This is a genomic window from Actinokineospora auranticolor (assembly GCF_002934265.1).
Taxonomy (GTDB): Bacteria; Actinomycetota; Actinomycetes; order Mycobacteriales; family Pseudonocardiaceae; genus Actinokineospora; species Actinokineospora auranticolor.
This window is the reverse complement of the sequence record NZ_PTIX01000022.1, coordinates 43,396-61,598: the sequence shown is the minus strand read 5'-3', so window position 1 is coordinate 61,598 and position 18,203 is coordinate 43,396. Positions and strand designations below refer to the sequence as shown.

Annotated in this window: 18 protein-coding genes; 10 read left to right on the top strand and 8 right to left on the bottom strand. The window is 73.6% G+C overall.

Going from position 1 to position 18,203, the window contains the following annotated elements; genetic code table 11:
* Window position 1: 1 nt before the first annotated feature.
* The 5 genes from CLV40_RS29295 to CLV40_RS29275 are packed head-to-tail and all read left to right on the top strand — an operon-like array spanning window position 2 to window position 5,018.
* Complete coding sequence (locus CLV40_RS29295) at window positions 2–1,246, top strand: M20/M25/M40 family metallo-hydrolase (RefSeq protein ID WP_104482243.1); 1,245 nt, start codon at window positions 2–4, stop codon at window positions 1,244–1,246.
* 28 nt (window positions 1,247–1,274) lie between these two features.
* Window positions 1,275–2,387, top strand: coding sequence for an Ldh family oxidoreductase (locus CLV40_RS29290; RefSeq protein ID WP_104482242.1), 1,113 nt, complete (start codon window positions 1,275–1,277; stop codon window positions 2,385–2,387).
* A complete protein-coding gene (locus CLV40_RS29285; RefSeq protein WP_104482281.1) occupies window positions 2,387–3,310 on the top strand; it encodes a Gfo/Idh/MocA family protein in 924 nt (307 codons plus the stop codon). Before CLV40_RS29290 ends, CLV40_RS29285 begins: the two co-directional genes overlap by 1 nt.
* Window positions 3,310–3,711, top strand: a complete 402-nt coding sequence (locus tag CLV40_RS29280) for a DUF6917 domain-containing protein (protein ID WP_104482241.1) — start codon at window positions 3,310–3,312, stop codon at window positions 3,709–3,711. The genes CLV40_RS29285 and CLV40_RS29280 overlap by 1 nt, the downstream gene beginning before the upstream one ends.
* The gene (locus tag CLV40_RS29275) at window positions 3,708–5,018 is read left to right on the top strand and encodes an FAD-dependent oxidoreductase (RefSeq protein WP_104482240.1); all 1,311 of its coding nucleotides are present in this window, start codon (window positions 3,708–3,710) and stop codon (window positions 5,016–5,018) included. The genes CLV40_RS29280 and CLV40_RS29275 overlap by 4 nt, the downstream gene beginning before the upstream one ends.
* Window positions 5,019–5,141: 123 nt before the next feature.
* On the opposite strand, the gene CLV40_RS29270 is transcribed toward CLV40_RS29275, so the two are convergent.
* Together CLV40_RS29270 and CLV40_RS29265 are read right to left on the bottom strand one after the other, a co-directional pair.
* The gene (locus tag CLV40_RS29270; RefSeq protein WP_104482239.1) at window positions 5,142–5,678 is read right to left on the bottom strand and encodes an EF-hand domain-containing protein; all 537 of its coding nucleotides are present in this window, start codon (window positions 5,676–5,678) and stop codon (window positions 5,142–5,144) included.
* A 244-nt stretch (window positions 5,679–5,922) separates the two neighbouring features.
* Window positions 5,923–6,744, bottom strand: coding sequence for a DUF3050 domain-containing protein (locus CLV40_RS29265; protein WP_104482238.1), 822 nt, complete (start codon window positions 6,742–6,744; stop codon window positions 5,923–5,925).
* A 184-nt stretch (window positions 6,745–6,928) separates the two neighbouring features.
* Between CLV40_RS29265 and CLV40_RS29260 the strand changes: the two genes are divergently transcribed.
* A complete protein-coding gene (locus CLV40_RS29260; protein ID WP_104482237.1) occupies window positions 6,929–7,252 on the top strand; it encodes a hypothetical protein in 324 nt (107 codons plus the stop codon).
* A 34-nt stretch (window positions 7,253–7,286) separates the two neighbouring features.
* Window positions 7,287–8,531, top strand: a complete 1,245-nt coding sequence (locus tag CLV40_RS29255) for a nucleotide sugar dehydrogenase (RefSeq protein ID WP_104482236.1) — start codon at window positions 7,287–7,289, stop codon at window positions 8,529–8,531.
* A 75-nt stretch (window positions 8,532–8,606) separates the two neighbouring features.
* On the opposite strand, the gene CLV40_RS29250 is transcribed toward CLV40_RS29255, so the two are convergent.
* On the bottom strand, window positions 8,607–10,043 hold the full coding sequence (locus tag CLV40_RS29250; RefSeq protein ID WP_104482235.1) for an AlkA N-terminal domain-containing protein: 1,437 nt from the start codon (window positions 10,041–10,043) through the stop codon (window positions 8,607–8,609).
* 120 nt (window positions 10,044–10,163) lie between these two features.
* Between CLV40_RS29250 and CLV40_RS29245 the strand changes: the two genes are divergently transcribed.
* A complete protein-coding gene (locus CLV40_RS29245) occupies window positions 10,164–11,021 on the top strand; it encodes an isocitrate lyase/PEP mutase family protein (protein WP_104482234.1) in 858 nt (285 codons plus the stop codon).
* A 4-nt stretch (window positions 11,022–11,025) separates the two neighbouring features.
* On the opposite strand, the gene CLV40_RS29240 is transcribed toward CLV40_RS29245, so the two are convergent.
* A complete protein-coding gene (locus tag CLV40_RS29240; RefSeq protein WP_146108284.1) occupies window positions 11,026–11,745 on the bottom strand; it encodes a TetR/AcrR family transcriptional regulator in 720 nt (239 codons plus the stop codon).
* Window positions 11,746–11,870: 125 nt separating this feature from the next.
* Here CLV40_RS29240 and CLV40_RS29235 point away from each other — a divergent pair, with 125 nt between their 5' ends.
* Window positions 11,871–12,077 carry an antitoxin gene (locus CLV40_RS29235; RefSeq protein ID WP_104482233.1) on the top strand — a complete coding sequence of 69 codons (207 nt, stop codon included), beginning with the start codon at window positions 11,871–11,873 and terminating at the stop codon, window positions 12,075–12,077.
* Between the two features lie 285 nt (window positions 12,078–12,362).
* Here CLV40_RS29235 and CLV40_RS29230 read toward each other — a convergent pair whose 3' ends face one another.
* The 3 genes from CLV40_RS29230 to CLV40_RS29220 are packed head-to-tail and all read right to left on the bottom strand — an operon-like array spanning window position 12,363 to window position 15,151.
* On the bottom strand, window positions 12,363–14,000 hold the full coding sequence (locus CLV40_RS29230; protein WP_104482232.1) for an ABC-F family ATP-binding cassette domain-containing protein: 1,638 nt from the start codon (window positions 13,998–14,000) through the stop codon (window positions 12,363–12,365).
* Window positions 13,997–14,893 (bottom strand): alpha/beta hydrolase, encoded by an 897-nt coding sequence (locus CLV40_RS29225; RefSeq protein WP_104482231.1) that lies wholly within the window; start codon window positions 14,891–14,893, stop codon window positions 13,997–13,999. Before CLV40_RS29225 ends, CLV40_RS29230 begins: the two co-directional genes overlap by 4 nt.
* Window positions 14,894–14,911: 18 nt before the next feature.
* Window positions 14,912–15,151 carry a hypothetical protein gene (locus CLV40_RS29220; protein ID WP_104482230.1) on the bottom strand — a complete coding sequence of 80 codons (240 nt, stop codon included), beginning with the start codon at window positions 15,149–15,151 and terminating at the stop codon, window positions 14,912–14,914.
* 320 nt (window positions 15,152–15,471) lie between these two features.
* Between CLV40_RS29220 and CLV40_RS29215 the strand changes: the two genes are divergently transcribed.
* Entirely contained in the window at window positions 15,472–16,587 is a 1,116-nt protein-coding gene (locus CLV40_RS29215) for a S1 family peptidase (RefSeq protein ID WP_104482229.1), read from the top strand.
* A gap of 301 nt (window positions 16,588–16,888) precedes the next feature.
* On the opposite strand, the gene CLV40_RS29210 is transcribed toward CLV40_RS29215, so the two are convergent.
* Window positions 16,889–18,133, bottom strand: a complete 1,245-nt coding sequence (locus CLV40_RS29210) for a cysteine desulfurase-like protein (protein ID WP_104482228.1) — start codon at window positions 18,131–18,133, stop codon at window positions 16,889–16,891.
* Window positions 18,134–18,203 lie beyond the last annotated feature (70 nt).

Genomic DNA, 18,203 nt, shown 5'->3' with positions numbered 1-18,203 from the left:
CGTGGCCGCGTTCACCGAGGCCGACGCGGCGCTGCTGCTGCGGCTGATCGACCTGCCCACCGCGGGCCCGCTGGAGACCGGGGAACCGGCCCGGCTGTGGGAGGCGCTGGAGCTGTACGCCGCCGCCGCCGGGGGTTTCACCGTCGCGCACCACGGCCCGGCCACGCGCGCGGACCTCGACCGCCCCGGCGTGCCCGCCGCCGTGCGCGAAGCGGCGCGCGACCCGGCTTTCCTGGCCGCGCAACCGAGTCTGGTGCTGCGCATGGGACCGGTGGACGCGCCGACGGTCATGTTCAACGTGCACCTGGACACCGTCGCGGGCCACGAACCGGGCCGCGTCGACGGCGCGGTGATCCACGGCCGCGGCGCGGTCGACGCGAAGGGGCCGGCGGTGGCGCTGCTGGCGGGCATCCGCGACGCCGTCTCCCGCGAACCCGCCATCGGCGCGGAGACCACCGTGCTCGTGCAGGCCGTGTCCGGTGAAGAGGGCGGCGCCATGGGCACCTTCGGCACCAGACCGTTGGTGGAGCGCGGTTTCCACGGCGCGCTGAACGTCTTCTGCGAGCCGACCGGGCTGCGCTACCTGCCGCGCGCCACCGCGTCGGCCACCGCGCGGATCCGGGTCGCGGGGGCCGGTGCCGTCGACGACCGCCCCGGCGACGGCCACAACGCCACGGTGCTGCTGGGTTTCCTGGCCCAGCACCTGGCGCTGGAACTGGCGGGCGAGCACGCGTGCGTGGCCGGGCTGCACACCGGCACCCGGCACAACCGCGTCTACGGCGACGGCGACCTGCTGGTCAACCTCGCCTACGCCGACGACGGCGAACGCCTCACCGGCGCACTCGACCGCGCGGTGGCCACCGGCCTGGCCCGCTTCCGCGAGACCTTCGCCGCCGTACCGGAACTGGCCCGCACCGCCGCCGACGCGGCCCGGGTGACCACGGTGGACTGGCTCAAGCGCGGCCTGCCCGCGCTGACCGGCGGCGACGGGGCGGGCGCCCTCGACGAGCTGATGGCCGCCGCGGGCATCCCCGCCTGGCCCGCCGCCGACCCGGCGTTCACCTGCGACGCCATCTGGCTGGCCGGGGTGCCGGGCGCGGCGACGGCCGTGCTCGGCCCGGGCGACCTGGCCGCCAACCACGCCCACGCCGACGGCGAGTTCGTCGCCCTGGCCGACCTGGCCGCGTTCGCGGGCCAGGTCTCCCGACTGCTGCGCGCGTTCCACGCCCGCTCCGCTGCTCGATGAACCAGCACCCGACGAGAACGGCTCCGGCATGACCGATCTGGACCAGGCACCGCCCCGCACCCGGGTGCGGGTCCCGCACGACGCCCTGCTCGGCTTCACCGCGGCGGTGTTCGCCGCGCACGGCGTGCCGCGCGACCGGGCCGCCGAGTCGGCCGCGGCGCTGTGCCACGGCGACATCACCGGCACGGCGTCGCACGGGCTGGTCAACCTCACCCGGATCTACCTGCCGCTGCTGACCTCCGGCCGGGGCAGGCCGGACGCGGAGCCGCGGGTGCTGGCCGACCGGGGCGCCACCGTGCTGCTCGACGGGCGCGGCGGGCTGGGCCTGTGGCTGGCGGGCGAGGCGATGGACGTGGCCGTGCGCCGGGCCCGCGACCACGGCGTCGGCCTGGTGTCGGTGCGCGGCGGCACGCACTTCGGCTGCGCAGGCCCGCACGCGCTGCGCGCGGTGCGGCACGGCATGGTCGGCGTGGTCGCGGCCAACTGCGGCCACCAGCGCATCGCCCGGCCGCCGCGCGGGCGGGTGCCGATGCTGGGCACCAACCCGATCAGCGTGGCCGCCCCGGCGGGCGCGCACCCGCCGTTCCTGCTGGACATGAGCACCACCACCGCGCCGACCGGCAAGGTGCGCGCCGCCGCGCGGGCGGGCGCGGACGTCCCGGCGAGCTGGCTGGCCGACCACCACGGCGCGCCGGTCACCGACCCGACCCGCTTCGACGACGGCGAGGCGCACCTGACCTGGCTCGGCGCGCCCGGCGACGGCGAGTACAAGGGATTCGGCCTGGCGCTGATGGTCGAGGTGTTGTCCGCGCTGGTGTCCGGTGCCGGGCTGGGCCCGGCGCCCGCCGCGCTGGTCGCCGACCGCACCCCCGACGACGACATCGGCTACTTCGTCATGGCCGTGGCCCCCGCGACGCTGCGCGACCCGGTGATCTACCAGCGGGACGCGGGCTCGCTGTTCGGCGCGCTGCTGGCCTGCCCGCCGGTGGAGCCGGGCACGGACGTGTCCTACCCCGGGGTCCCCGAGGCGCGGCACGCGGAACTGGCGCGGCGCGAGGGCGTGCCGCTGGGCGCGGAGCTGTACGCGGAACTGGGCGAGGTCGCCGAGCGCCTCGGTCTGGTGCTGCCGGAGGCGTGCTGATGCGCATCGGGGTCATCGGGCTCGGTGTGATCTCCCGCTACTACCTGGCCGCGCTGGGCGAGAGCGGACCGCTGCGGCTGGCCGCGGTGTGCGACGTGCGGCCGGAGGCGCTGGCCCCCTACCGCGACGAGGTCCCGTGCTGGCGCGACCACCGGGACATGATCGCCGCGGGCGGGTTGGACGGTGTGGTCGTCACCGTGCCCAACGACCAGCACGCCCCGGTGTGCCACGACCTGCTCGACGCCGGTCTGCCGGTGTGCGTGGAGAAGCCGCTGGCGACCCGGCTGCGCGACGGCCTGGCCATGGCCGAGCTGGCCGCGGCTCGCGGCGCGGTGCTGTTCACCTCCTTCCACCGCCGCTACAACGCGCGGATCCGCGCGCTGCTGGAGGGGTTGCCGCGCGGGGTGCCGATCGAGTCGGTGACCGTGCGGTACCTGGAGCGGATCGAGGAGCACGTCGGCGCCGACGGCTGGTACCTGGACCCGGCGCGCTGCGGCGGGGGCTGCGTGGCCGACAACGGCCCGAACGCCTTCGACCTGGCCCGGTTGCTGCTCGGCTCGCTCCAAGTGTCCTCTGTGGACATCCGGCGGGACGCGGCGGGCGTGGACCGCGCGGCGCGGGTGCACCTGGCCGCCGAGTCCGGCGCCCGGGCCCGGGTCGAGCTGGACTGGGACCACCCGGGCGAGACCAAGGACGTCGAGGTGCGGCTGGCCGACGGCGCGGTGTGGCGGGCGGACATGCTCGCCGGGTTCACCGGTTTCAAGCAGTCGCTCTGGCACGAGTACGCGGGTGTGCTGCGCGCGTTCACGCTGGCCGTGCACACCGGCGGCGTCGACCGCGACGGCCTGGCCGCGCTGTCGTTGGTGGACGCGGCCTACCGCGCCGAGCAGTGGTCGCGGGCCGCGCTGATCGGGGAGAAGTGATGATCGAGGACGGCAGCAAGCGCACGGTGTCCGGGGTGCTGGTGAAGGTGCTGGTGCACCGCCGCGACGACCGCGGCATGCGGCTGGAGGAGTTCGCCAGCCGCTGCGTGCGCCAGGGCGAGGTGCACGAGCTGGTCACCACCGACCACACCGAGGGCGACCCGAGCATCGACCGGGTCGGGTTCCTCGGGTTCGCCGAGATCCGCGACGGCGGGGTGATCGACCGCGGCGACGAGGTGCGCATCGGCGACCAGGTGGTGGGCACGGTCCTCGGCTTCGACGCGTGCCACTTCCCCAACCACTACAACATCCTCATCCGCCGCGAACGGCCGGTCACCGGCGAGCAGATCGAGCTGTCCCCGGAGTCGACCGTCCGGTTCGTCCAGTCGGGGACCCGGTGAGCACCCGGCTCGACCGGGCGGTCGTGGTGGGCGGCAGCGTCGCCGGGCTGCTGGCCGCGCGGGTGCTGCGCGCGTTCACCGACGACGTCGTGGTGGTCGAGCCGGACGACCTGCCGGAGTCGCCGGTGGGGCGCGGCGCGATCGCGCACGGCGACCAGTTCCACGTGCTGCTGGGGCTGGCCCAGGACATGCTGTCGTACTGGTTCCCGACGCTGCTCGACGACCTGGTCGCCGACGGGGCCGTGCGCTGCACGTCCGAGCGGGACGGCCGGATGTACGTCGACGGGCACCTGCGGCTGCCGGTACCGGGGCACGTCTTCCTGCCGGTGCACCGGCCGCTGCTGGAGCACCACCTGCGGCGCTGGGTGCTGCCGCTGGTCACCGTGGTGCGCGACCGGGTCACCGACCTGGCGGTCTCCGGCGACCGGGTCACCGGCGTGCGGACCGCGCTCGGCGAGACCCTGCCCGCGGACCTGGTGGTGGACGCGACCGGTCGGGCGAGCAGGCTGTGCGAGTGGCTGTCCAGGGTGGACTACCCGGTGCCGCGCAAGCAGCGCCTCGCGCTCGACCTCGGGTACGCCACCACGCTGTACCACCGGTCCCGGGACCAGCGGCTCGACGGTCTGCTCTCGGTGCACTCGCTGCGCTCCAACTCCGCCGCGGAGCCCGGCGTGAGCTGCATCGCGCCGCTCAACGACGACTACTGGATCGCCACGGTGTCCGCCTACGGCAAGAACCGGCCCAGCCGGGACCCGGCCGACTTCGCGGAGCGCTGCCTGCGCGAGCCCGCCGCCGGGTTCGCCACCCTGGTGCGCACCTGCATGCCCGCCGGAGGAGTGTCCACGCACCGGTTCCCGCACAGCGTCCGCCGGGATTTCCACACGGTCGAGCGGTTTCCGGCCGGTCTGGTTCCCCTCGGTGACGCCGTCGCGTCGTTCAACCCGGTGTACGGCCAGGGCATCCCGTCCGCCGCGCTGCACGCCTCGGCGCTGGCCGCGTGGCTGCGCTCCGGCGCGGGCGTCGGCGGCTACTTCGAGCGGCTGCGGGTGCTGGTCGACGCGGCGTGGCAGACCAGCGTCATCGCCGACTTCGGGCTGCCGCACCTGGTGGCCCGCCGCCCGCGCGGGCACCGGCTGCGGCAGGCGGTCAGCGGGGCCATCGACCGGGCCGCGATGCGCGACCCGCTGGTGGCCGCGCGGTTCGCCGACGTGGTCAACATGTACGAGCACCCGAGCGCGCTGCTGCGCCCGGATGTGCTGCGGCGCGCGCTGGTCGCCGCGACGGTGGAGCGCTTCCTCGGCGCGTAACGGCTTCCGGCCGCGGGGGAGCCCGCGGTTTCGTGGGGGGGCGCCACGAAGAGGGGATCAAAGCCGAGGGCCCCGGGGAATCGCTCCCCGGGGCCCTCGGCCGTTCTCCGCTACCGGTGGTGATCAGCCGCCGAGCAGGGGGATGTCGTGCTTGCCCTGGTGGTAGTCGCGGACCGCGTCCACGATCTCGTCGACCGACAGCGCGCCGCTGTGGTTGCTGTCGAGCTGGTTGAACGAGGCCTTGGCGGTGCTCTCGTCCACGCCTGCCGCGCGCATCCAGCGGGTGAACTCGGCGGCGTTGACCTCGCCGTCGCCGTCGGTGTCGGCGATGTCCACGATGGCCTCGATGGCCGGGCGCAGGTTCTGGTTGAACCCGGGGTTGCCCGCGTCCACGATCTCCTGCTCGCTGACCCGGATGAACTCCTGCATCGAGACCGTGCCGGAGTGGTCGGTGTCGGCCTTGGCCTGGAGCTTGTCCCACATCTGCGCGTAGGCCGACAGCAGCGCCCGGCCCTTCGGCGAGCTCTCCTGCTCACCGAAGCCCTGGAGGATGCGGCGGGCCTCTGCCTCGTAGTCGGACTGGTCGATCTGTCCGTCGCCGTTGCTGTCCCAGAGCTCGAAACGACGCTTCAGCCTGCTGTCCTGGATGCTTGCGGTCACGGCCTTGCTCCTTCGTGGTGCCTTGTCGGGATCAGCGCGGGAGCCCGTGCGCTGCGGCTCTTCTCGGCCCCGCGATTTGGACACTAGCAACGAGATCGCATTCGGGCAGGGCGCAGGCGTTCCCTTTTCGGGTGTATTCCCCCACCCCGATCGGGATTCCGGTAGGCGGGACCGCCGGTGCGCCGCGCGCGCCGGTGATCCACCATCCACCTATTCATGAATAGATCCAGGAACTGGGTCCCGACTATTTCCCGACCGCGTCGAGGCACGGCGCGCGCGACTCGGCCACGGCCGCGGCGACGCCGTCCCAGAGCCGGAGGCGGGCGCGCAGCAGCCCGGTCACCGCGGCGGTGCACTCGGCCCACTTGGTCTCGTCCGGGCCGCACAGGTCGGCCACCAGCTGCGTCGCCATCGGGGTGTGCCTGCCGGTGTCGACCTCCAGCTGGCGGCGCAGGTACCCGTGGAAGAGGCCGAGCGGGGCGCGCGCGTCGCCCGCCGGTGGCAGCACCCCGTCGAACAGCGCGGGCGGCGGTTCGGCGCGGCCGTAGGCGAAGGCGGCGGCCCGGCAGTGCACCGGGGCGCGGCCGACCAGCTCCCAGCTGGACCGCAGGAACTCCGCGGCCGGGCCCGGGACGCCCGCGGCGAGCAGCGCGTCGGGGACCGGGGTGCCCGCGCGCAGCAGGTCCAGGAAGGCGTCGACGGGCCAGGTGTCCGCGCCCGCGTCGGCCATCGCGTGCCGGTACAGCTCGAAGTGGCTGACGTAGCCCTCGCCGAACTCGTCGCTCTCCGCCGCGAGCACGATGTCGTTCACCAGTCGGCGGCTGATCGGCGCGCCGGTCGGCACCCACGGCACGCGCACGCACGTCAGCTCGTTCTGCAGGCCCTTGAGCAACGACATGGCGTCCCACACCGCGAACACGTGGTGGGCCATGAACACCGCCACGTCCGCGCGGTTCGCGATCCGGCGGTAGACCCGGTGGCCAGCCACCTCGGCGCGGACGGGCTCGACCCCCGCGCGGATGCGGACGACGCCGGGGTGTGACAGCGCCCAGTCGTAGCGGGTCATCGCCACCTGGCCTTTCGCCGTGGGTAGGGGGACTCGCTGCGGACGCTAGGGATACCGGCGGTCACGCGCCACTTATCGATGAGGTGAAAAGCCTTACCCGACTCAGCGACTGCGGCCCGGTTCGGAAATGACCAGCATGGATCACGGCGCCCGATCCGACGCCAACGCCCCCTGGAGGTAGCACATGCGCTTCACCCGCCCCCTGTTCGCCGTCCTCGGCACCTGCGCGCTCGCCACCGCGGCCCTGCCCGCGGCCGCCGCACCCGCCCCGGCCCCCGCCAAGGGCGACGTGATCGTGTTCCAAATGGAGTACATGCCGGTGACGGTCTACGAGAATCCCTCGGGCTGCAAGCTGCTGCCCGCGGGCTCGCACGTGCTGATCAACCGGACGGACAAGGTGGTCACCATCTACTTCGACCCGGCGTGCAAGTTCCCGATCATCCCGGTCTCCCAGCTGGCCCCGGGCAACGGCACGCACGTCAGCCCGATCGGCAGCTTCAGCATCTGAGCCCGGCCCCACCGGCAGGAAGGAAACAGCGCCCGTGTCTGCGGACCTCGTGGTGGTCGGACTCGGCTACGTCGGCCTGCCGCTGGCCCGGCGGGCCAGCGGCGCCGGGCTGGCGGTGGTCGGCGTGGACACCGATCCGGACGTGGTCGCGGGCCTGCGCGCGGGCCGGTCGCACGTGCAGGACACCGCCCCGGCCGAGATCGGCACCATGCTGGCGCGGGGCTTCACCGCCACCACCTCGTTCGCCGCGGTGTCCACAGCGGACACGGTGGTCATCTGCGTGCCCACCGGCCTGGTGGACGGCGAACCGGACCTGCGCGCGGTGATGGCCGCCGCGCACGCGGTCGCCGAGCGGCTGCGCCCGGGCAGCCTGGTCGTGCTGGAGTCGACCAGCTACCCGGGCACCACCGAGGAGGTGCTGCTGCCGATCTTGGAATCCACCGGCCTGGTCGCGGGTGTGGACTTCAACCTGGGCTACTCACCGGAGCGGATCGACCCGGGCAACGGCGAGTACGTCCTGGAGAACACGCCGAAGGTCGTCAGCGGGCTGACCCCGGTCTGCGCCAAGCGCTGCGCGGCCTTCTACGAGGTGCTGGTCGACTCGGTGGTGGTCGCCGCGGGCCTGCGCGAGGCGGAGACCGCGAAGCTGCTGGAGAACAGCTACCGGCTGGTCAACATCGCCCTGGTCAACGAGCTCGCGGTCTTCTGCAACCGGCTGGGCATCGACGTCTGGGACGTGCTGCGCTGCTCGGCGACCAAGCCGTTCGGCTTCCACCCGTTCACCCCGGGCCCGGGCGTCGGCGGCCACTGCATCCCGGTGGACCCGCGCTACCTGGCCAACCGGGCCCGCGCGGAGGGCCTGCCGTGCTCGATGGTGACCGCGGCTCAGGAGGTCAACGCGGGCATGCCCGGTTACGTCGTGCGGCGGGCGCGGGACATCCTGGCCCGCGAGGCGGGTCGGGTCTTCGGCGCCCGCGTGCTGCTGCTGGGGGTCACGTACAAGCCGAACATCGCCGACCTGCGCCAGTCCCCCGCCACCGGGGTGGTCCGCCAGCTCCGCTCGCTCGGCGTCGAGGTCGCCTACCACGACCCGCACGCGGACCGGTTCACCGTGGACGGCGTCCCGGTCCACCGTGAATCCACTGTGGACTCCTCGGCGGACCTGGTGGTGCTGTTGCAGCCGCACGACCGCGTGGACCTGGCCGCGGTGGCCCGCGGGGCGAAGGCGGTGCTGGACACCAGGGGTGTCATGGAAGGCGACAACGTGGAACGGCTCTGACCGGTCCGGCACCGGTCCACCCGGCACAACGCGAACTCACCTCACGGCCGCGCTTTCGCCGCGAGGGGCCGCGGTTCAGACGACGGCCCAGAGGTACTGCACCGCGTAGGCCCGCCACGGCCGCCACGCCGCCGCGTGCGCGGTCAACGCCGCCGGGGTGAACGGCAACCCCAGCGACCGGGCCGCGGCCCGCACCTGCGGGTCGCCCGGCAGGAACGCGTCCGGGTCGCCCAGGGCCCGCATGGCGATCGTCTCCACCGTCCCGGGGCCGAACCCCGGCAGCGCCGACAGCCGCGCCCGGGCCCGGTCCCGGTCCGCGCCCACTCCCAGGTCGACCGCGCCCGCGGCCAACGCGTTCACCAGCGCCACCACCGTGTCCCGGCGGGCCCTGGGTAAGGCGAACCGGTCGGGGTCCAGCCCGGCCAGCACCGCGGGGGTCGGGAACAGGTGCGTCAGACCGCCGGACGGGTCGTGCACGAGGTCGCCGTGGTCCTGGACCAGTCGCGCCGCGTGCCCGCGGGCCGCGGTCGCCGAGACCTGCTGCCCCAGCACGGCGCGGATCGCCAGCTCCGCGCCGTCGACCGTGCGCGGCACCCGCCGCCCCGGGTCCCGGCGCACGTGCGGTGCCAGCACGGGGTCGGTGGCCAGCAGGTCGTCCACCGCGATCGGGTCGGCGTCGAGGTCCAACAGCCTGCGGCAGCGGCTGATCGCGCGCGCCAGGTCCCGCAGGTCGGTCAGGGCGAGCTGGCAGGCGATGTGGTCCGCGGTCGGGCGCAGCGTCGCGATGCCGGTGCCGTGCGGCAGGCGCAGCGTGCGGCGGTAGGCGCCGTCGCGCCACTCCTCCACGCCGGGGATCGCCGTCGCGGCCAGGTGGCCGAACAGGTTGTCCGGGCACAGCGGTTCGCGGAACGGGAGCCGCAGCGAGAGCACGCCGGGGCTGGCGACCTGGCGGCCCGCGCGCAGCCGCAGTTCGGTCGGCGGTAAGGCGAACACCTCGCGCACGGTGTCGTTGAAGGTCCGGATGCTGCCGAACCCGGCCGCAGCGGCGACCTCGCTCATCGGCAGCGCGGTGGTCTCGATCAGCAGCCGGGCGGTCTGCGCGCGCTGCGCGCGGGCCAGGGCCAGCGGACCGGCGCCGAACTCGGCGAGCAGCTGCCGCTCCACCTGCCGGACGCTGTAGCCGAGCCGCGCGGCCAACCCCGGTACGCCTGCCCGGTCGACCACGCCGTCGGCGATCAGCCGCATGGCGCGCGCGGCCAGGTCCGCGCGCTCGTTCCACTGCGGGGAACCGGGGCTGGCGTCCGGCCTGCACCGCTTGCACGCCCGGAACCCGGCCTGCTGGGCGGCCGCCGCGCTCGGGAAGAACGTCATGTTCTCCGCTTTGGGGGGCATCCCGGGGCAACTCGGCCTGCAGTAGATGCGGGTGGTCCGGACCGCGGTGAAGAACCAGCCATCGAATCGCGCGTCCTTGGACCGGACGGCGCGCACGCAGCGGTCGAAATCCTCATGCACCCGGACAGGATGCGGGTCGGCCGTACAGCGTCATCAGCGGGAAAACGACTTGACAGTCCAGAAAGCCGCGGCGTCGGGTTTTCGCCGGCATTGTCGGTCGGCTCTGCTTGACTGGGTGCCATGACAACTTCCCAACCACAGGCCGCGACTTCCCAACAGGACCGTGCGGCGGCCTTCCACGCGCTGCACACGGGCGGCGGGGTGTTGGCGCTGGCCAACGCCTGGGACGTGGCCAGCGCGGCGGTCGCGGTGGCGGCGGGCAGCCGCGCGGTCGCCACCACGAGCGCGGGCGTGGCGTGGAGCCTCGGCGCCGCCGACGGCGACGCGCTGAGCAAGGCGCTGGCGGTCGACCTGATCGCCCGGGTGGTGTCCGCGGTGGACGTGCCGGTCACCGCCGACATCGAGACCGGCTTCGGCGCCACGGCCGACGACGTCGCCGACACCATCCGCGCCGTGCTGGCCGCCGGTGCGGTCGGGGTGAACATCGAGGACTCGTTCCAGAGCGGCGACGGCCCGCTGCGCGCGGTCGCCGAGCAGTCGGACCGGCTCGCGGCGGCGCGCGCGGCGGCGGCCGAAGCCGGGATCTCCCTGTACGTCAACGCCCGCACGGACACGTACCTGCGCGGCGTGGGCACCGACGAGGACGCCCGGTTCCGGGAGACGGTCGACCGGGCCAACGCCTACCTGACCGCGGGCGCGTCCGGGATCTTCGTGCCGGGTCTGACCGACCTGGACACCCTCGGCAGGCTGGTGCGCGAGATCCCGGCGCCGGTCAACGCGATGGTGCACCCGGGGGCGCCGTCGATCGGCGAGCTGAAGGCGGTCGGCGTGGCCAGGGCCAGCCTGGGCGCGGCGATCGCCCAGTCCGCGTACGCGCTGGCGCGGCGGGCGACGGAGGAGCTGCTGGCGGCGGGCACGTACACGTCGGTCGCGGAATCGCTGAGCTGGGTCGAGCTGAACAAGCTGCTCACCCGCTGACCGCTCACCGTCCGCTTGGGACTTCGGGAGTGGACAGATCGTGGACACCGCCCAGGGCGCGCGGCGGCGCGGCCTGGGCGGCGACGCCGTCCAGGGCGGTGGCGACGGCGTAGGCGTAGAGGTCGGTGTCGGGGTGCGCGCGGTGGTAGCGCCCCAGTTCGACCAAACCGGACAGTTCCGCGCGGTCGGCCAGCTCGGTGCGCAGGGCGGCGGTCCGCGCGCGCAGGGCGGCGTCGCGGTCGTCCTCGGCGGCGAGGAACTGCCACGCCTGGGCGGTGAGGAACGTGTGCGCGGGCACGGCCCGGTCGCCGAAGCCCGCGTGCCGCAGCACGGTGACGGCGCGGTCGATGACCGGGTGCAGAGCGGGTACCAGTTCCCCGTGCACGGCTAGCCTGCGCGCGACGCCGGGGTGGGCCAGCAGCACGGGTCGGGCGTCGGTGAGGAACCGCTCGAACCACGTCCGCCACGGCAGGTCGGCCTCGGGCACGGGCAGCGCGCCGACGACCCGGTCGAGCACCGCGGCCACCACGGCCTCCCGGTCGCCGACGTGGTGGTAGATGACCGCCGGGTAGGCCCCGACCCCGGCGGCGAGCTGGCGCAGCGTCCAGTCCTCCAGCCCGTGCGCCCGGGTGAGGTCGAGCGCGGTCGCCACGATCCGCTCCGGGGTCACCGCGGGCTGGCCGGACCGCTGCCGCCTCCCGGTAACCGATGCATACGTGGCCATACATGCACAGTAACGGGTGAACGACCGCGCTTGGCCAGGAACCAAACGTGGTACCCCAGCCGTTGAGACGATGAGGCACCTCGACCACGACGGGTGGACCTCCCCCGCATGGAAAGGAGCACGGGATGCCCCTGCTGAAGAAGCTGACCGCGCTGGCCGGAGCGGCCGCCGCCGCGACCAAGTACGCCAAGAAAAACCCCGAAAAAGTCAACCGCATGGCGGCGAAGGCAGGCCACTTCGTCGACCAGAAGACCAAAGGCAAATACAGTCGCCAAATCAACAACGCCGTCCGCCGGGTGAACACGGCCACCAGCCCCAAGCCGGGCCACTAGGCCCCCGGGTGGGGCCACCCGGACGTGGCCCCACCCACCCGATCGGCCGACTCAGCCGGCTAACCCCGCCATTCACGGGTTATCCACATCCTCGATACCCATCCACAGGATTACGCCGCGCCTTCTCCGCCGCCCCAATACCGATAGACTGGAGCAGGGCTGTTCCCCCAGAGGAGGGCGGGGGCTGTCCTGGGTCCGGCTGGGGCGGTCATAGAATTGCGCCCGGCGGATATCGGCACTGCCGATAGGGTCCGTCTGCTCGACATCTGACCGGAACGCGGGGAGTCAGCTCTCCGTGACCTTCCCGTCGGCGACCACCAGCGCGCGGGTCGTGGAGACGGCTTCCAGCATCCGGCGGTCGTGGGTGACCAGGAGCAGAGTGCCGGTGTAAGACGCGAGAGCCGACTCAAGCTGCTCAATCGCCGGCAGGTCCAAGTGGTTGGTCGGTTCGTCCAGGACCAGCAGGTTCACCCCACGCGCTTGGAGCAACGACAGAGCAGCACGCGTGCGCTCCCCCGGTGACAACGTCACCGCAGGACGCAACACGTGGTCCGCGCGCAGGCCGAACTTCGCGAGCAGCGTGCGGACGTCCGCGGTCGGCCAATCCGGCACCTGCCGCCCGAAGGCGTCCAGCAACGACTCCGCCCCCAGGAACAAGCCCCGCGCCTGGTCGACCTCACCCACGACCACCCCAGGCCCCAGATAAGCCGCACCCGAGTCCGGTTCGACCCGCCCGAGCAGCGCCGCGAGCAGGGTCGTCTTGCCCGCCCCGTTCGCACCGGTGATCGCGACCCGGTCCGCCCACCCGATCTCCAGCGTGACCGGCCCCAACGCGAACGGGCCGCGGCGCACGACCGCCTCGCGCAGCGCCGCCACGACGCTGCCCGCGCGGGGGGCCACCGCGATCTCCATCCGCAGGTCCCACTCCTTGCGCGGCTCCTCCACCACGTCCAACCGCTCGATCAGGCGCTCGGTTTGGCGGGCCTTGGCGGCCTGCTTCTCCGACGTCTCACCGCGGTGGTGCTTGACGTGCTTGTCCGGGTCGGACGCCTTCCGGCGGGCGTTGCGCACGCCCTTCTCCATCCACGCCCGCTGCGTCCGGGCCCGCAGCTCCAACGACGACTTGGTGTCCGCGTACTCGTCGTACGCCTCGCGGGCGTGCCGACGGGCGACCTCGCGTTCCTCCAGGTAGGCCGCGTAGCCGCCGCCGTAGAGGTTGATCTGCTGCTGGGCCAGGTCCAGTTCCAGGACGCCGGTCACCGTGCGGGTCAGGAACTCGCGGTCGTGGCTGACCAGGACCGCGCCCGCGCGCAGGCCGGTGACGAAGTTCTCCAGCCGGGCCAGGCCGTCGAGGTCGAGGTCGTTGGTGGGCTCGTCGAGCAGGAACACGTCGTAGCGGCTCAGCAGCAGCGACGCCATGCCGACCCGCGCGGCCTGGCCGCCGGAGAGCGTGGGCATCTCCTGCCCCAGCCCCACCCCCAGGCCCAGGTCGGCGATCACGTCGGCCGCCCGTTCGGCCAGGTCGGCGCCGCCGAGGGCGAGCCAGCGCTCCAGGGCGACGGCGTAGGCGTCGTCCGCGCCCGCCACGCCCGCGCCCAGCGCCTCCGCGGCGGCGTCCATCACGGACTGGGCCTCGGTCACGCCGGTGCGCCTGCCGAGGAACGCCTCGACGGTCTCGCCCGCGCGCCGCTCCGGCTCCTGCGGCAGGTACCCGACGGTGGCGGTGGCCGGGCTGAGCCGGACCTCGCCCTCCTCGGCGGGCAGCAGCCCGGCGAGGGTGCGCAGCAGCGTGGACTTGCCCGCGCCGTTCGCGCCGACCAGCCCGATCACGTCACCGGGCGCGACGACGAGGTCGAGCCCGGTGAACAGCGCGCGGTCGCCGTGCCCGGCCGCCAGGGACTTGGCGACCAGGGTGGCGCTCACGCCAGCTCCGCGCGCAGCGTCGCGGCCACCTGCGCGATGGCCTGGCGGGCCGCGTCGAACCGGGCGGGCTTGCGGAAGAAGCTGTGCACCTGGCCGAGGTAGCGCACGCACACCACCGGCACCCCGGCGTCGGCGAGCCGGTCGGCGTAGGCCTCGCCGCTGCCGCGCAGCACGTCGTACTCGGCGGTGATCACCAGCGTGGGCGGCAGGCCGGACAGGTCGCCGGAGCCGGGGGCGAGGTCGGGCTGCGACCGGTCGATGCCGACCGGCGCGTAGGCGTTCCAGCAGAACGCCATCTCGTCCGGCGCGAGCGCCGGACTGTCCACATCGGTCAGTTCGTCGGCGGCGTCGAGCACGGGGTAGACCAGGACCTGGCAGCGCAGCGGGGTGCCGAGGTCGCGCTGGCGGCGGGCGAGGACCGCGGCCAGGTGCCCGCCCGCGGAGTCGCCGACGACACCGATCCGGTTGACGTCGACGACGAGCTTGTCCGCGGTGGCGCGCAACCAGTTCAGCGCGCGGTCGGCGTCGTCGAGCGCGGCCGGGAACGGGTGCTCGGGGGCGAGGCGGTAGTCGACGAGGGCGACCGCGGCGCCGGAGAGCGCGGCGATGAACCGGCAGACCGCGTCGTGGGTCTGGATGCCGCCGGTGGTCCAACCACCGCTGTGCAGGTAGAGCACGACCGGCGGCGTCGGTTCGCCGTCGGGGCGGTAGAAGCGGACCGGCACGCCGTCGGCGTCCACGTCCACCACGTCGGCGACCTGGGTGCCGGGGCCCGCGTCGGTGATCGCGCCGGTCGTCATGTCCACACGGGCCTGCGCGAGCGTGTCCTGGGTCATCGGCGACCCGAAACCGCCCGCCTCGACCAACGTGCGCACCTGGGGGTGCAACGGCACGGCCCACCTCCTCCGCGGTCACCGCCCCGGTGGCGGCACCGCGTCAATGATGTCCGACCAGGCGATCCACTCGGGGACGGGGCTGTGGTGCGGCGCGAGCGTGCGCAGCGGCACGCCCAGCAGGTCGAGGTGGGGGTGCGGGCGCGGCTCTCCCGCGACGACCCCGATGCCGACGAAGCGCGGGCTGCCCGCGGCGAAGTCGACCATGGTGAAGGTGACCACCGAACCCGGCGGCGGCCACTGCTTGTGCGCACCCATCAGCTATCCCCTAGTTCGGACACATCGTCACACAAGGGGTGGCCACTGTCACTCGAATGACGTAACGAATTAGTCCGACGACCGACAAATTCTCGCTCACCGTTGGTAACCGGATTGCGTCTCATTAGGTGAAGAGTTCACTGAACCGACTTTCGTAGGGTGTCCGACCTGCGGGGAGTCGATCTAGCGTCAGCGCATCGCCGGACCAGCACCTCCCCGATCGGCGGTCACCGATCCGGGGTAGGGCCGAGCGTGCCGACAACCCTGCACACCGGGCCGACCACCCGGACCCTGCGAGCAAGGAAGAAGGACCTGTCCCCATGCGCAGCAGCTCCCCCACGAGAGTCGCGACCCTGCTCGGCGCCATCGGGCTCGCCACCGGCGCCGCCGTGGCGCTCACCCCGTCCGCGACGGCCGCCCCCGAGGCGCTCGTCCCGGCCCTCCAGCGCGACCTGGGCCTCACCGCGGCCCAGGTCGACCAGCGCCTGGCCCGGGAGAGCGACGCCCGCGCCCTGCTCCCGTCGGCCGAATCAGCGGCGGGCGCGGCCTTCGGCGGCTCCTGGTTCGACGGCGGCACCCTGGTCGTCGGCGTGACCGACGCGGCCAAGCGCGCCGCGGTCGAGGCCACCGGCGCCCGGACCGCCGTCGTGGCGCACAGCGCGGGCAGACTGGCGGAGACCAAGGCCGCCATCGACCGGCAGGCGGGCGCCAAGGCGCCGAGCGCGGTCACCGGCTGGTACGTCGACGCGCCGTCCAACTCGGTCGTGCTGACCGTCCGGGCGGGCGCGGACGCACAGTCCTTTGTGGATAGGGCGAAGGCCGCTGGCCCGGTCCGGGTCGTCGAGACGACCGAGGCGCCGCGCACCTTCGCGGGCGCGATCGTCGGCGGGAACGCCTACTACATCGACGGTTCCAGCCGCTGCTCCGTCGGGTTCTCGGTGGACGGCGGCTTCGTGAGCGCGGGCCACTGCGGCACCCCCGGCTCCAGCGTGACCGGTGCGGACCGCAGCGCGCTCGGCACCTTCCGCGGCTCTTCGTTCCCCGGCAACGACTACTCGTGGGTGGCCAGCAACTCGTCGTGGACCCCGAGCCCCACGGTGAACGGCTACGGCAACGGTGACGTGACCGTCGCCGGGTCGACCGAAGCGGGCGTCGGCTCCAGCGTGTGCCGCTCGGGCTCGACCACCGGGTGGCACTGCGGCACCGTCCAGGCCACCAACGCGACCGTGAACTACGCCGAGGGCACGGTGACCGGCCTGACCCGCACCAACGCCTGCGCCGAACCCGGCGACTCCGGCGGCTCCTGGGTCAGCGGCAACCAGGCCCAGGGCGTCACCTCCGGCGGCTCGGGCAACTGCTCGTCGGGCGGCACCACGTACTTCCAGCCGGTGAACGAGATCCTCTCGGCCTACGGCCTCAGCCTGGTAACCGGCTGACCCCACCCGCGGGGGCGAGCAACCGAGGCCCCGTCCACCCTGCTCGGGGGGTGGACGGGGCCTCGGCCCCTCTTCGGGGTTCGATCAAGCGGCGTCGGTCGAGCGGTCGCGGTCACGAAGTGTTGATCAAGACATGCAGCCGGCCCCCGGTGTCCATTCACCGGCGGGGACCGACAGTTCTCGGCGGAGATGATCAAGCCGGTGGACAACCGGGCGAGAGTTGTGGGTGGGTTGGGACGGGTGGCGCAACAGGGGGTCGTGTGGCGCTGCGGAGGGTTGGAGGCGGATAGCACCGCCGGGCCTACAGCTCGGAGGTCGAGCGGTGTCGAGGTCGGAGACCCTGAGGTCGGGAAACCAGGTCCACCAAGGCGGTCAGCAGGCGGTCTACGTCGGATTCGTTGGTGTACGGCGCGATCCCGGCCCGCACCCCTCCAGCGTCGCCCAGGCCGAGCCACCGCGAGCACTCGATGGCGTAGAAGTGGCTCGCCGGGGCGTTGATCCCCGACAGGGCCAACCGCTCGTAGACGGTCCTCGGGGCGATGCCGTCGACGGTGAACAGGACCGTTGGGGTGCGGTGCTTCGGGGAGCCGTGCACGGTGATCCCCGGTAGCGCGGTCAGGCCGGTGATCAGGCGATTGACCAGGGTTGACTCGTGAGTGGTCAGGGCGGCGAAGGAACGGGCCAGACGCTCCCGCCGGGTTCCCCCGGAGGCGACCAGCCCAGCCAGGAAGTCGATAGCGGCCGTCACGCCCGCCAACGACTCGTACGGCAACGTCCCCCACTCGAACCGCTCCGGGACCGCGTCCGACGACGGCAGCAGCTTGTCCGGGCGCAGCCGGTCCAGCAAGGCCGGGTCGGCCGCCACCGCGCCCAGGTGCGGTCCCAGGAACTTGTACGGCGAGCACGCGTAGAAGTCCGCGCCGAACTCCCGCACGTCAACCAGGTCGTGGGCGGTCAGGTGCACGCCGTCCACATACGTCAGCGCCCCGGCGTCGTGGGCCGCCGCGCTGATGGCGAGGACGTCCGGGCGGGTGCCGAGCAGGTTCGACGCCGCCGTGAAGGCGACCAGTCTGGTTCGCGGGCCGAGCGCGTCCGCCACCGCGGACACCGGCAGCTCGCCCGTCGAGCGGTCGAAGTCCACCCACCGCACGGAAGCACCGGCGGCGGTCGCCGCCTGGACCCACGGGCGGATGTTCGCGTCGTGGTCGAGGCGGGTGACGACGACCTCGTCGCCCGGGCCCCACTCCTTGGCCAGCGCGCGGGACAGGTCGTAGGTCACCTGGGTCATGCTCCGGCCGAACACCACCCCCGCCGGGTCGGCGCCGAGCAGGTCGGCGACCGCCTGCCGGGCGTCGGCGACCACCTGGTCCGCGCGCCGTTCGGCGGCGGTCACCTGACCGCGGTTGGACAGGGCGCTGAGCATGGTCGCGGCGATCGCCTCGGCCACCTGGACCGGCACCTGGGATCCGCCGGGGCCGTCGAAGTGGGCCGCGCCCTCGGTCAGGGCGGGGAAGTGGGTACGGACGGTGTCCACGTCATAGGTCACGCCGTCGAGGGTATGTCGCGGCGTCCCGGAGTCCGGGACGGGCGAGGTGATCTTTGACTGCACCCCCGCG